General features: G+C 66.5%; 12 protein-coding genes. 8 read left to right on the forward strand and 4 right to left on the reverse strand.

All coding sequences use genetic code 11. From position 1 onward, the window contains the following. Both B4A72_RS15800 and B4A72_RS15805 read right to left on the reverse strand, forming a co-directional pair. Positions 1–890: RecQ family ATP-dependent DNA helicase (locus tag B4A72_RS15800; protein WP_292979087.1), on the reverse strand; the 890-nt coding region annotated here is incomplete at its 3' end. Then, the gene (locus tag B4A72_RS15805) at positions 890–1,183 is read right to left on the reverse strand and encodes a YggT family protein (RefSeq protein WP_292952229.1); all 294 of its coding nucleotides are present in this window, start codon (positions 1,181–1,183) and stop codon (positions 890–892) included. The genes B4A72_RS15805 and B4A72_RS15800, both read right to left, overlap by 1 nt. Positions 1,184–1,320: 137 nt before the next feature. Here B4A72_RS15805 and B4A72_RS15810 point away from each other — a divergent pair, with 137 nt between their 5' ends. The 5 genes from B4A72_RS15810 (at position 1,321) to B4A72_RS15830 (ending at position 5,849) form a co-directional block, all read left to right on the forward strand. Next, complete coding sequence (locus B4A72_RS15810) at positions 1,321–1,881, forward strand: acyl-CoA thioesterase (protein ID WP_292979089.1); 561 nt, start codon at positions 1,321–1,323, stop codon at positions 1,879–1,881. Between the two features lie 42 nt (positions 1,882–1,923). Further along, positions 1,924–3,294, forward strand: a complete 1,371-nt coding sequence (locus tag B4A72_RS15815; protein ID WP_292979091.1) for an MFS transporter — start codon at positions 1,924–1,926, stop codon at positions 3,292–3,294. After that, positions 3,291–4,154, forward strand: a complete 864-nt coding sequence (gene mepA / locus B4A72_RS15820; RefSeq protein ID WP_292979093.1) for a penicillin-insensitive murein endopeptidase — start codon at positions 3,291–3,293, stop codon at positions 4,152–4,154. Before B4A72_RS15815 ends, mepA begins: the two co-directional genes overlap by 4 nt. After that, positions 4,127–5,023 carry an esterase-like activity of phytase family protein gene (locus B4A72_RS15825; protein ID WP_292979095.1) on the forward strand — a complete coding sequence of 299 codons (897 nt, stop codon included), beginning with the start codon at positions 4,127–4,129 and terminating at the stop codon, positions 5,021–5,023. Before mepA ends, B4A72_RS15825 begins: the two co-directional genes overlap by 28 nt. A gap of 223 nt (positions 5,024–5,246) precedes the next feature. Further along, positions 5,247–5,849 carry a VUT family protein gene (locus tag B4A72_RS15830; protein WP_292952214.1) on the forward strand — a complete coding sequence of 201 codons (603 nt, stop codon included), beginning with the start codon at positions 5,247–5,249 and terminating at the stop codon, positions 5,847–5,849. 347 nt (positions 5,850–6,196) lie between these two features. Here the strand turns inward: B4A72_RS15830 and B4A72_RS15835 are convergent, their stop codons facing one another. After that, complete coding sequence (locus tag B4A72_RS15835) at positions 6,197–7,378, reverse strand: acetyl-CoA C-acyltransferase family protein (protein WP_292952240.1); 1,182 nt, start codon at positions 7,376–7,378, stop codon at positions 6,197–6,199. A 144-nt stretch (positions 7,379–7,522) separates the two neighbouring features. Between B4A72_RS15835 and B4A72_RS15840 the strand changes: the two genes are divergently transcribed. Continuing rightward, complete coding sequence (locus tag B4A72_RS15840) at positions 7,523–7,879, forward strand: winged helix-turn-helix domain-containing protein (RefSeq protein ID WP_292952211.1); 357 nt, start codon at positions 7,523–7,525, stop codon at positions 7,877–7,879. On the opposite strand, the gene B4A72_RS15845 is transcribed toward B4A72_RS15840, so the two are convergent. After that, the gene (locus B4A72_RS15845) at positions 7,876–8,637 is read right to left on the reverse strand and encodes a DeoR/GlpR family DNA-binding transcription regulator (RefSeq protein ID WP_292952208.1); all 762 of its coding nucleotides are present in this window, start codon (positions 8,635–8,637) and stop codon (positions 7,876–7,878) included. The genes B4A72_RS15840 and B4A72_RS15845 overlap by 4 nt on opposite strands. A 134-nt stretch (positions 8,638–8,771) precedes the next feature. Here B4A72_RS15845 and glpD point away from each other — a divergent pair, with 134 nt between their 5' ends. Together glpD and B4A72_RS15855 are read left to right on the forward strand one after the other, a co-directional pair. Next, entirely contained in the window at positions 8,772–10,322 is a 1,551-nt protein-coding gene (gene glpD / locus B4A72_RS15850) for a glycerol-3-phosphate dehydrogenase (protein ID WP_292952205.1), read from the forward strand. Further along, entirely contained in the window at positions 10,319–11,386 is a 1,068-nt protein-coding gene (locus B4A72_RS15855) for an ABC transporter ATP-binding protein (protein WP_292952202.1), read from the forward strand. Before glpD ends, B4A72_RS15855 begins: the two co-directional genes overlap by 4 nt. Positions 11,387–11,402 lie beyond the last annotated feature (16 nt).

Consider the following 11,402-nt stretch of genomic DNA (forward strand, 5'->3'; position numbering starts at 1 on the left):
GGCTTGTCGATGCCCATGCCGAAGGCGACCGTCGCGCAGACGATCAGGCCGTCTTCCTGCTGGAACCGGCTTTCGACCCGACGGCGCAGATCGGCTTCCATACCGCCGTGATAGGCGACCGCGCTGTGGCCTTGGTCATTCAGCGCCTGCGCCAGCGTCTGGGTCCGGGCGCGGCTGGCACAATAGACGATGCCCGATTGTCCGCGCCGTGCGGCAACGAAGGTCAGCAATTGCTTGCGCGGGCTGTCCTTGGGCTGAAAGGCCAGCCGGATATTGGGGCGGTCGAAGCCGCGCAGGAAGGTGACGGGTTCGGCGCCGTCGAACAGGCGGGTCACGATCTCGGCCCGCGTCTCGGCATCGGCGGTCGCCGTGAAGGCCGCCAAAGGCACGCCCAGCATGCGCTTCAATTCGCCGATGCGCAGGTAATCGGGCCGGAAGTCGTGACCCCACTGGCTGACGCAATGCGCCTCGTCCACGGCGATGGCGGTGACGCCCGCCCGGCGCAGCAGATTGATCGCCCCGCCCGAGGCCAGCCGTTCCGGCGCCATGTAGAGCAGTTTCAGTTCGCGCCGTTCCAGCGCCGCCAAGACCGCATCGGTTTCGTCCTGCGTATTGCCGCTGGTCAGCGCGCCGGCCGGCACGCCCGCCGCGGTCAGCGCGCGAACCTGATCGCGCATCAGGGCGATCAGCGGCGAGATGACGACCGTTGCGCCGTCGCGCATCAGCGCGGGCAATTGATAGCACAGCGACTTGCCGCCGCCGGTCGGCATGATCGCCAGAACCTCGCGGCCTTGGGCCACGGCCTCGACGATCTCGCCCTGGCCGGGTCGAAAGCCGTCAAAGCCCCAGACCTGCCTCAGAAGATCGTCGGCGGGCACGTCCCTGGGCATCACATGCCGTAGAAGAAGCCGGCATTGTTGGCCAGGGCGCGTTGCAGGATGATGATGATGATGAACACGACCAGCGGCGCCAGATCCAGCCCGCCGGTATTGGGCAGGATGTTGCGGATCGGACGGTAGAGAGGTTCCAGAAGCCGGTTCAGCCCGTCCCAGATCTGCGCGACCAGCGGCTGGCGCAGGTTCAGAACCTGAAAATTGATCAGCCATGACATGATGATGTGGACGATCATCACGAACCACACCACTTGCAGGATCAGTTGCAAGGCCTCGTACAGCGTTCCCATTGTGCCCTCGTCGTCGCGGTCCGGACCTCTATGCAGGTGCCGGCACCGGCGTGCAACCCGGTTGCCGCAGCGTTCGGGTTGACGATGCCGCCGGGCCGGGCCACGCCCGGCCCTGCCCGGCAACAGAAGGGGGCCCGATGTATCCGCTGATCCGTTTCGCCAAGGAGATGATCAAGTTCCGCGGCGCGCCGCCGCTTGGACCGATGGACGCGCATGTCTCGACCCATCGCTGCTGGCCATGGGATCTGGATCCCTGGATCGAGTTGAACAACGGCCGCACCCTGACCCTGTACGACCTGGGCCGGATCCCGCTGGCTTCCCGCACCGGGCTGCTGCCGGTTCTGCGCGAGAAAGGCTGGGGGATCACCGTCGCCGGAAACTCGACCCGCTACCGGCGGCGAATCCGCGCCTTCGAGAGGTTCACGATGATCTCGCGCATGGTCGGCTGGGATGATCGCTTCATCTACATGGATCAGTCCATGTGGAAGGGATCCGAATGCTGCAATCAGGTGCTGATCCGTTCAGCGGTGACATCCCGGCAGGGGATCGTCCCCCCGCCGCGGCTGATGCAGGCGCTTGGCCATCCGGTCGGCAGCCCCGACCTGCCCGGCTGGGTGCAGGCCTGGATCGACGCCGATGCGGCACGGCCCTGGCCGCCGCTGGTTCCCGACGGCACGAAAGGTGACTTGCCAGTCTGACCCGCCTCGGGCCTTATGGCGAAAAAGCGACCGGGGGACGAGATGGACCGCAAGCGGATCTGGGGCTGGTGGTTTTTCGACTGGGCCAGCCAGCCCTATGCCACGCTGCTGCTGACCTTCGTCTTCTCGATCTATTTCGCCGAGATCGCGAAAAGCCATTTCATCGCCCTGGGCGACGGCGTGACGCTGGCGGGGGCGCGTGCGCAGGCGTTGTGGGGTTACGGTCTGTCGGTCAGCGGCGTCGTGATCGCGGTTCTGGCGCCGATCCTGGGGGCGGTGGCCGACACCTCGGGACGCCGGATGCCCTGGGTCTGGCTGTTCTCGGCGCTGTATGTCCTGGGCGCCGCGGGGCTGTGGTTCGTGGTCCCCGAACAGCCGCCGCTGATCGCCGCGGTCACGCTGTTCGGCATCGGCCTGATCGGCATGGAATTCGCCACCATCTTCACCAATGCCATGTTGCCCGGCCTTGCCCCGCGCAACGAGATCGGGCGCCTGTCCGGGTCGGGCTTTGCCTTCGGCTATGTGGGCGGCGTCGTCGCGCTGACGCTGATGCTGGCCCTGTTCGCCGAAACGCCGTCGGGCCGGACGCTGGCCGGGATCGCGCCGCTTTTCGGTCTGGATCCCGAGACCCGCGAGGGGACGCGCTTTGTCGGGCCTTTCGTGGCGATCTGGTATGCCATCTTCATGGTGCCGTTCTTCCTGTGGGTCCGCGAGCCGCGCGGGCCGCGCGCAAGAATCAGGCTGGGCGCCGCGATGCGCGATCTGGGACGGCTGATCGGCAGCCTGCGCCATCGCCGCAGCCTGGCGGCCTGGCTGGTCTCGTCGATGCTGTCGCGCGACGCGCTGAACGCGCTATACGGTTTCGGCGGCGTCTATGCCGGCACCGTGCTGGGCTGGCCGGTCTTTCTGGCGGGTATCTTCGGCGTGGTCAGCGCCGTCTCGGCCGCGATCATCAGTTGGCTCGGCGGGCGCGCCGACCGACGCTGGGGCCCGCGCCCGGTCATCGCGGCCTGCATGCTGATCCTGATCGCGGTCTGCATCGTGATCATCAGCATGGATCGCGACACCTTCCTTGGCATGGCGGTGCCGGACGGCCCGGTCGTGGCCGGGCTGCGCCTGCCCGATGCGATCTTCTTTCTGTGTGGGGCGCTGATCGGCGGCGCGGGCGGCGCGCTGCAAGCGGCCAGCCGCACGATGATGGTCCGCCACACCACCGCGGACAAGGCGACAGAAGGCTTTGGCCTCTATGCGCTTTCGGGCAAGGCCACCGCGTTCCTGGCGCCGTTCCTGATCGCGACGGTCACCGATCTGACCGGCAATCAGCGCATCGGCATCTCGCCCCTGATCGCGATGTTTCTTCTGGCGCTGGTTCTGCTAGGCTGGGTCAAACCCGAAGGAGAGGCAAAGCAGTGATCCGCAAGTTCCTGACCGCAGCCGCCCTGTTGGCAGGGCTTGCCGCACCGCTGTCGGCCCAGTCGCTGGCCAAGGACGTGTTCGGCAACTTCCGCGGCGCCTCGCAAGGCCCGCCGGTATCGATCGGCTATTATTCCAAGGGCTGCGGCCAGGGCTTCGCGCAACTGCCCGAGTCCGGGCCAAGCTGGCAGGCCATGCGACTGTCGCGCAACCGCAACTGGGGCCATCCCGAACTGGTCGATTTCCTGGTCGGCCTGTCCCGCGTTGCACAGCAGGCCGGCTGGCGCGGCCTCTATATCGGCGACATGAGCCAGCCTCGCGGCGGGCCGATGACCTCGGGCCATGCCAGCCATCAGATCGGGCTGGACGCCGATGTCTGGATGCTGCCGCCCTCCTCGCTGGCGCTGAGCCCGGCGCAGCGGGAACGCATCTCCTCGGCTTCGGTCGTGGCCAGGGGCGGCACGGCGCTGTCGCCGAATTTCAACGGCGGGCACATGACGATCCTGCGCGCCGCGGCCCGCGATCCGCGGGTCGAGCGGATCTTTACCGACCCCGTGGTCAAGGTCGCGATGTGCCAGTTGGAAAAGGGCGACCGAAGCTGGCTGCGCAAGATCCGGCCCCTGAACGGGCATGAATCCCACTTCCATGTCCGGCTTGACTGTCCGCCCGGCTCGATCTGTCAGGATCAGGAACCGCCGCCCCCGGGCGATGGTTGCGCCGAGGCTGCCGAATGGATCAGGAACCGGATCGACCCCAGCCGCGTGAAACCCGCCCCGCCCGATCCGAATTACCGCCATCCCCGCACCTATCGCATGGCCGAGTTGCCTGCCCAATGCCGCACCGTCGCCGGCGCGCGCTAGGCGCCATCCTGTCCGTCCTGCTGATCACGGCCGGCGCCCCCGCGCCGGCCGTGACGCTGGATTACATCGGAACCTATGTCTGGTCGGGCACCGAAGACAGTTTCGGCGGCTTTTCCGGGCTGGAGATCAGTGCCGACGGGTCCGGCTTCAACGCCCTCAGCGACCGCGCCTGGCTGTATTGGGGCAGCGTCGAACGCGACGCGCAGGGCCGCATCCGGGGCATGAATGTCGCCGGGCGCGCCCATCTGAAGGACAGCAAGGGACAACCGCTGAAGCCGGGCTATCTGGGCGACAGCGAGGGCTTGGCGATCGCGCGCGACAGCAGCATCTGGGTCAGTTTCGAAGGTCTGGACCGGATCGCCAGCTATGCCGATCCCGATGCGCCCGCGACCCGCCGGCCCTTGCCGCCGAAACTGCCCGACTTCCGCACCAATTCGGGGATGGAGGCGCTGGCTGTTCGCGATGACGGATTGCTGGTCGCGATCGTCGAACGATCCTCGCGCAAGGACCGGCCGTTTCCGGTCCTGGGTTTCCGCGACGGCAAATGGAGCCGCCTGGGCACGATCCGCCGGGATCCGCGCTGGCTGATGACCGGCGCGGATTTCGGCCCCGACGGGATGCTTTACATACTGGAGCGCGATTTTCGCGGCCTCTTCGGGTTCGTCTCGCGCGTGCGCCGGATGCGGCTGACCGCCGAGGGCCCGAAGGACGAGGAAATCCTGCTGACCACGCGACCGCTGCAATATGACAACCTCGAGGGGATCTCGGTCTGGGACGACGGACAGGGAATCCGGCTGACGATGATTTCGGACGACAATTTCCTGATCGTGCAGAGAACGGAACTGGTCGAATATCGGTTGCGAAACTGACCGGGAAAGGGGACCTCGCCGGCCCCCTCTTGGCCTGCGGCCAATTCACCCCCGCAGGTATTTGCAAAGAGCGCGAGGAGTTTGTCGAACCCTGGGTGCGATGGCGACCGGCCGCGGTTGCGAGCGCGCCGAATTGACAGCACCCGCCGGCCCGGCGTATGGCCGCGTTGTTCCGCGCCGCGGAGCCGAGTTGTCCGCAACCTTGTAAAACGGAACATCATTCATGACCCGCTATCTGCCCGGCGTGATCGCCATGGCCGCCATCGTCGTGGCCTCGAATATCCTGGTCCAGTTCGTCATCGGAGACTGGCTGACCTGGGGCGCCTTCACCTATCCCTTCGCCTTTCTCGTCACCGATGTGATGAACCGTGTCTACGGCGCGGCGGCCGCGCGCCGGGTGGTGCTGGCCGGTTTCCTGGTGGGGGTGATCTGTTCGCTGGCCGCGGCGGGCCTTGACAGGACCACGCTGCGCATCGCCCTGGGATCGGGCACGGCCTTCATCGTCGCGCAAACGCTGGACATCGCCATTTTCGATGCCCTGCGCGGCGGGCGCTGGTGGACGGCGCCGCTGGCATCCTCGCTGGTCGGATCGGCGCTGGATACGGCCCTGTTCTTCAGCATCGCATTTTCGGCCATCCTGCCGGCGGACGGCAATACCGTCTGGGCCAACGAGGCGGTTCCGCTGCTTGGTCAAGGACCGATCGGTCCGCTGTGGATTTCGCTGGCAAGTGCCGATTGGCTGGTCAAACTTGGACTGGCGCTACTGGCCCTTGTGCCATTCCGGCTGATTGTCCGCAATTTGTTGAGGCACCCCCAAGAAATCTGATTGACAGAATCTCGATCTGTGGCACCCTTCCCCTTGCAACGGCAACACATTGAAAGGAGGTGGTCCAGTGTCGAGAGTGATATTGGAGAGAGGTGTCGGAACAGTCAGGGGGGCCGTGGCCTAGGGGCAGCCCCCTGGGTCGTAAACCCTGATTGGGACCGGACGGATTCTAGCCATCCCTAACCGGGCCATCTCCGTGGAACTCGCGGGCCGTCTGATCTGGGCGGCCCGTTTCCGGTGCCGGCGCGCGAAGCGGGCCTTCACCGCGCATCGTGAGACGATGCCGAAAAGGGCGCAGCCGAGGATCAGGCCGCGCCCTTTTGTTGTCGCAGGGGCGGCGGCGCCGATCACATTCTCTCGATCGCGATGGCGATGCCTTGGCCGCCGCCGATGCACATGGTGATGAGGGCTTTCGCGCCGCCGGTCCGGTCCAGTTCGGACAGCGCCTTGACGGTCAGGATGGCCCCTGTTGCTCCGACGGGATGGCCCAAGGCGATGGCGCCGCCATTCGGGTTCACCCGCCCCGGGTCAAGCCCCAGCCCCTCGTTGACCGCCAAGGCTTGCGCGGCGAATGCCTCGTTCGATTCGATCACGTCGAAATCGGCGACTTTCAGCCCGGTGCGCGCCAGCAATGCCCGAACCGCCGGGATCGGGCCGATTCCCATGACGTCGGGCCGGACGCCCGCGACCGCGTAGCCCAGGATCCGGGCGCGCGGGGTCAGGCCCGCGGCCCGCGCCGCATCCGCCCGCGCCAGCACCAGCGCCGCCGCACCGTCATTGATGCCGCTGGCATTGCCTGCGGTCACGGTGCCCTCCTTGCGGAACACCGGTTTCAGGCTGGCCAGCCGGTCGAGATCGGTTTGCTTCGGGTGTTCGTCGGTATCGAAGACCGCGACTCCCTGGCGGGTCTTGACCTCGATCGGCACGATCTGGTCGCGAAAATGCCCCGCCGCGATGGCCGACGCGGCACGGCGCTGCGATTCCAGGGCGAATTCGTCCTGCGCCTGACGGCCGATCCCGTGTTCGGCGGCGACGTTTTCCGCCGTCACGCCCATATGGCCCGTGCCCATCGGGCAGGTCAGCGCCCCGGTCATCATGTCCAGCATCACCTGATCACCCATCTTCGCGCCGAACCGGGCCGAGGGCACGGCGTAGGGTGACCGGCTCATGCTTTCGGCGCCGCCCGCGATGGCGAAATCGGCGTCACCCAGCATCAGCGCCTGCGCGGCCGAGACGATGGCCTGCGCACCCGATCCGCACAGCCGGTTCACGTTCATCGCGGGCGTGGTGTCGGGTATCCCCGCCTCCAGCATCGCGACGCGTGACAGATACATGTCGCGCGGCTCGGTATTGATCACATGGCCGAAGACGACCTGCCCGATCCGGTCGGGAGCGATGCCGGCGCGCTCGATCACGGCGCGGGTGACGGTTGCTGCCAGCCGGATCGGCGCAATCGCGGCAAGGCTGCCGCCAAAGGTGCCGATGGCGGTGCGCGCGCCGGACAGGATGACGATATCGGATTCGGCCATGGTTTCCCCCTTGCTGATCATTCCGCAGCATAGGAGTCTCCGGCCGCACGGCAATCGTCGTTGCGGCGGGCCGGGATACGACGTTGCGGCGCGAGGACCGCGCACCTAGTCTGGAACCAGCCTCAACCGCCGGACCACAAGCCGATGCAAGCCCCCCTTCCCCGGATCAAGCTGCGCCTGGAATATGGCCATGCTCTGACGCTGGGTCCGGGCAAGATGCAGCTTCTGGTGCTGATCGACCATCACGGCTCGATCGCCGCCGCCGGCCGCGACATGGGAATGAGCTACAAGCGCGCCTGGTCGCTGGTCGAGGAAATGAACGCGGGCTTCACCCTGCCGGTGGTGGACAGCAGCCGTGGCGGACCGGGCGGCGGCGGCGCGGTGCTGACCCAGACCGGGCACGCCGTCATCCGGCATTTCCGGGCGCTGGAGACGTTGCTGGACCAGGCCGGCGCGCGGGACCTGCAGGCGCTTGGCCGGCTGCTGGCCGATCGCGACTAGCAGGCGATCACCACGGCCGTCTGCCATTCCCCGCATTTCCGCATCAGCGCATCGGGCAGGGGCCGATCCACGAAGACCGTGTCAAGATCGGACATCGAGATGATTCGCACCGGCGCGGATCGTTCCAGCTTGCTGATATCGGTCACCAGAAAACATTTCCGGGCCAGCCCGGCGATGGCGCGGCTGACCCGGACCTCGGCCATGTCGAAATCCAGAAGATCGCCATCGGCATCCAGCGCCGAGGCGCCGATGATGGCGTAGTCGGGTTTGAACTGGGCCATGAATTCGGTTGTCAGATCGCCGACCAGCCCCCCGTCGCTGCGCCGCAGCGCCCCGCCCGCGACCACGATTTCGCAACTGTCGTTGCCGACGAGGATATTGGCAACGTTCATGTTGTTGGTGATGACGGTCAGGTTGCGATGACCCAGCAATTCGCGGGCAACGGCCTCGGTCGTGGTGCCGAGATTGATGATGATCGAGGAATTGTCGGGAATCCGCGCCGCGCAGGCCCGGGCAATGGCGGCTTTCGCATCCTCGTGCATCCGCCGCCGCTCGGCATAGCCGATATTGCTGACGCCGCTGCGCATGACCGCGCCGCCATGGATCCGGTCCAGCATCCCGTGATCGGCCAGTTCGCCCAGATCGCGGCGAATGGTCTGCAAGGTCACGTCGAAACGTTCGGCCAGTTCCTCGACGCCGACGCGGCCGGACGCACGAGCGATCTCCAGGATCTCCATCTGGCGAATGTTCATGGCCACGACCCCCTCTTTCGTTTACGGAAAGATGATGTGCGCTTCTTGTCAATACGAAAGTAAATCGCGCATCCGCGAAAATTCCCGTTGACAGTTTGCACGAAGCCGTGATCACCTGACCCGGCTTTGGGAGGAGCCTCATGCCGGAGATCACCGACCTTTTCATCATCGGCGGCGGCATCAATGGCTGCGGAATCGCGCGCGACGCGGCGGGCCGCGGTCTGTCGGTCCGGCTGGCCGAGATGGGCGACCTGGCGCAGGCGACCAGCTCCAAATCCACCAAGCTGTTTCACGGCGGGCTGCGCTATCTGGAATATCTCGAAATCCGGCTGGTCCGCGAGGCGCTGCGCGAACGCGAGGTTCTGCTGCGCGCCATGCCCCATATCAGCTGGCCGATGCGCTTCGTGCTGCCGCTGGACCCGAAGATGACGTTTGAATCGGACACGCCCGTCAGCCGCGCGCTGTCCCTGGCGATGCCGTGGAACCGCGGGCACCGGCCGAACCTGCTGATCCGGGCGGGGCTGTTTCTCTATGATCATCTGGGCGGTCGGAAGATCCTGCCCCCCACCAGCACCCTGTCGCTGAAGGATACGCCCGAAGGGGCACCGCTGCAGGACCGGCTGGAGCGGGCCTACGAATACAGCGATTGCTGGGTGGACGATGCGCGGCTGGTGGCGCTGAACGCGCGCGACGCGGCCATGCGCGGGGCCGGGATCATGGTCGGCGCCAAGGTCGCCGAGGCTGCGCGTGAAGACGATTTGTGGCGCGTGACGCTGGAAGACGGACGCGCCTTCCGCGCCCGGGCGCTGGTCAATGCGGGCGGGCCGTGGGTCGGCCAGGTGATCCGCGACGTGGCGCACCTGCCCTCGACCGAGACGGTGCGCCTGGTGCGCGGATCCCACATCGTCGTGCCAAGGCTGTATGACCACGACAAGGCATATTTCTTTCAGGGCGCCGATGGCCGGATCATCTTTGCGATTCCCTATGAGCAGCGATTCACCCTGATCGGCACCACCGACCGCGATCACCAGGGCAGCCCGCTAGAGGCCGAATGCACCCCCGAGGAACAGGAATACCTGTGCGGCTTCGCCTCGGACTATTTCGCACGGCCGGTGACGCGCGACCAGATCGTCTGGACCTATTCCGGGGTCCGGCCGCTCTACGACGATGGCGCCAAATCAGCCACCGCGGCGACGCGCGACTATGTGCTGTCGCTGGATCAGGCCGGCGCGCCCTGCCTGAACGTCTTTGGCGGCAAGATCACCACTTATCGCCGGCTGGCCGAGCACGCGATGGAACGGCTGGCGCCGCACTTTCCGCGGGCCCGTTCGGCCTGGACGGCCGGTGCGCCCCTGCCCGGCGGAGATTTCCCGGTCGATGGCGTGGCCGGCCTGATCGCGGATCTGCGCGCGGCCTATCCGTTTCTGGATCAGGACCGGGCCGCGCGGCTGGTCCGGGCCTACGGGACCGAGGCCTGGACCATGCTGGGCACGGCAAAGGCTGCGGCCGATCTTGGCCGCGATTTCGGCGCCGGCCTGACCGAAACCGAGGTCGGCTGGTTGATGGACAAGGAATTCGCGCGTCGCGCCGAGGATGTCATCTGGCGGCGCAGCAAGCTGGGCCTGCAGATGAACGCAGACCAGATCGCCGAACTGGAGGGCTGGATGGGCCAGAAAAGGGCAGCCGCATGACGCTGGAACTGCGCGGCATCTCCAAAACGGTCGGCGGACGGGTGCATATCCATGCCACCGACCTGGTCCTGCAACCGGGCAGCATGAACGTGCTTCTGGGTCCGACTCAGGCCGGAAAGACAACGCTGATGCGATTGATGGCGGGCCTGGACCGTCCGGCGCAAGGCCGCGTCTTCTGGAATGGCGATGACGTGACCGACCAGCGTGTGCAGGACCGCAAGGTGGCGATGGTCTATCAGCAATTCATCAATTATCCGTCCATGTCGGTCTATGAAAACATCGCCTCGCCCCTGCGGCTGATGCGCGTGAAGCGGGACGAGATCGACCGGCGGGTGAAGCAAACCGCCGAGATGATGCGCCTGACGCCCTTGCTGGATCGGCGGCCGCTGGAATTGTCTGGCGGCCAGCAGCAGCGCTGCGCGTTGGCGCGTGCGCTGGTCAAGGATGCGGGCCTGGTGCTGCTGGACGAGCCGCTGGCCAATCTGGACTACAAGCTGCGCGAGGAATTGCGCGTCGAGATCCCCCGCATCTTCGAGGAATCCGGCGCCATCTTCGTCTATGCCACGACCGAACCCGAGGAAGCCCTGCTGCTGGGCGGCAATACCGCGACATTATGGGAAGGCCGGATCACGCAATTCGGCCCCACGCCACAGGTCTATCGCCAGCCCGCCGACGCTGTGACCGCAAGGGTCTTTTCGGACCCGCCGATGAATTTCAAGCCCGTCTCGGTCCGGGGCGGGGTGGCCGGGATCCACGACGCGACCTGGCAGGTCGATCTGCCCGACGGCGACTATCTGGCGGGATTCCGACCGTCGCACCTGTCGCTGCACGAACGGCCTGGCGCGATGCCGCTGTCCACCGTCCTGGAGACGACCGAGATCACCGGCGCGCAGACCTTCCTGCATCTGCGCCACGGGCCCGATCGCTGGGTCGGGCTGGTCAACGGCGTGCACAAGCGCGATCATGGGCAGGCGCTGACGGTCTGGCTGGATCCGGCGCATGTCTATCTGTTCAACACCGATGGCGGGCTGGCGCGCGGCGCCGCCTATGCGGCGGCGGCATGAGGGCATGAGGGCATGA

The organism is Paracoccus sp. UBA5162 (genome assembly GCF_002413585.1).
GTDB lineage: Bacteria > Pseudomonadota > Alphaproteobacteria > Rhodobacterales > Rhodobacteraceae > Paracoccus.

What these genes read in the sequence shown, in the direction of transcription:
- B4A72_RS15840 (WP_292952211.1), top strand. Translation starts at nt 7,523, where the DNA reads ATGCAAGCCCCCCTTCCCCGGATCAAGCTGCGCCTGGAATATGGCCAT.
- B4A72_RS15830 (WP_292952214.1), top strand. Translation starts at nt 5,247, where the DNA reads ATGACCCGCTATCTGCCCGGCGTGATCGCCATGGCCGCCATCGTCGTG.
- B4A72_RS15815 (WP_292979091.1), top strand. Translation starts at nt 1,924, where the DNA reads ATGGACCGCAAGCGGATCTGGGGCTGGTGGTTTTTCGACTGGGCCAGC.
- B4A72_RS15835 (WP_292952240.1), bottom strand. Translation starts at nt 7,378, where the DNA reads ATGGCCGAATCCGATATCGTCATCCTGTCCGGCGCGCGCACCGCCATC.
- glpD (WP_292952205.1), top strand. Translation starts at nt 8,772, where the DNA reads ATGCCGGAGATCACCGACCTTTTCATCATCGGCGGCGGCATCAATGGC.
- B4A72_RS15855 (WP_292952202.1), top strand. Translation starts at nt 10,319, where the DNA reads ATGACGCTGGAACTGCGCGGCATCTCCAAAACGGTCGGCGGACGGGTG.
- B4A72_RS15805 (WP_292952229.1), bottom strand. Translation starts at nt 1,183, where the DNA reads ATGGGAACGCTGTACGAGGCCTTGCAACTGATCCTGCAAGTGGTGTGG.
- B4A72_RS15810 (WP_292979089.1), top strand. Translation starts at nt 1,321, where the DNA reads ATGTATCCGCTGATCCGTTTCGCCAAGGAGATGATCAAGTTCCGCGGC.
- B4A72_RS15825 (WP_292979095.1), top strand. Translation starts at nt 4,127, where the DNA reads ATGCCGCACCGTCGCCGGCGCGCGCTAGGCGCCATCCTGTCCGTCCTG.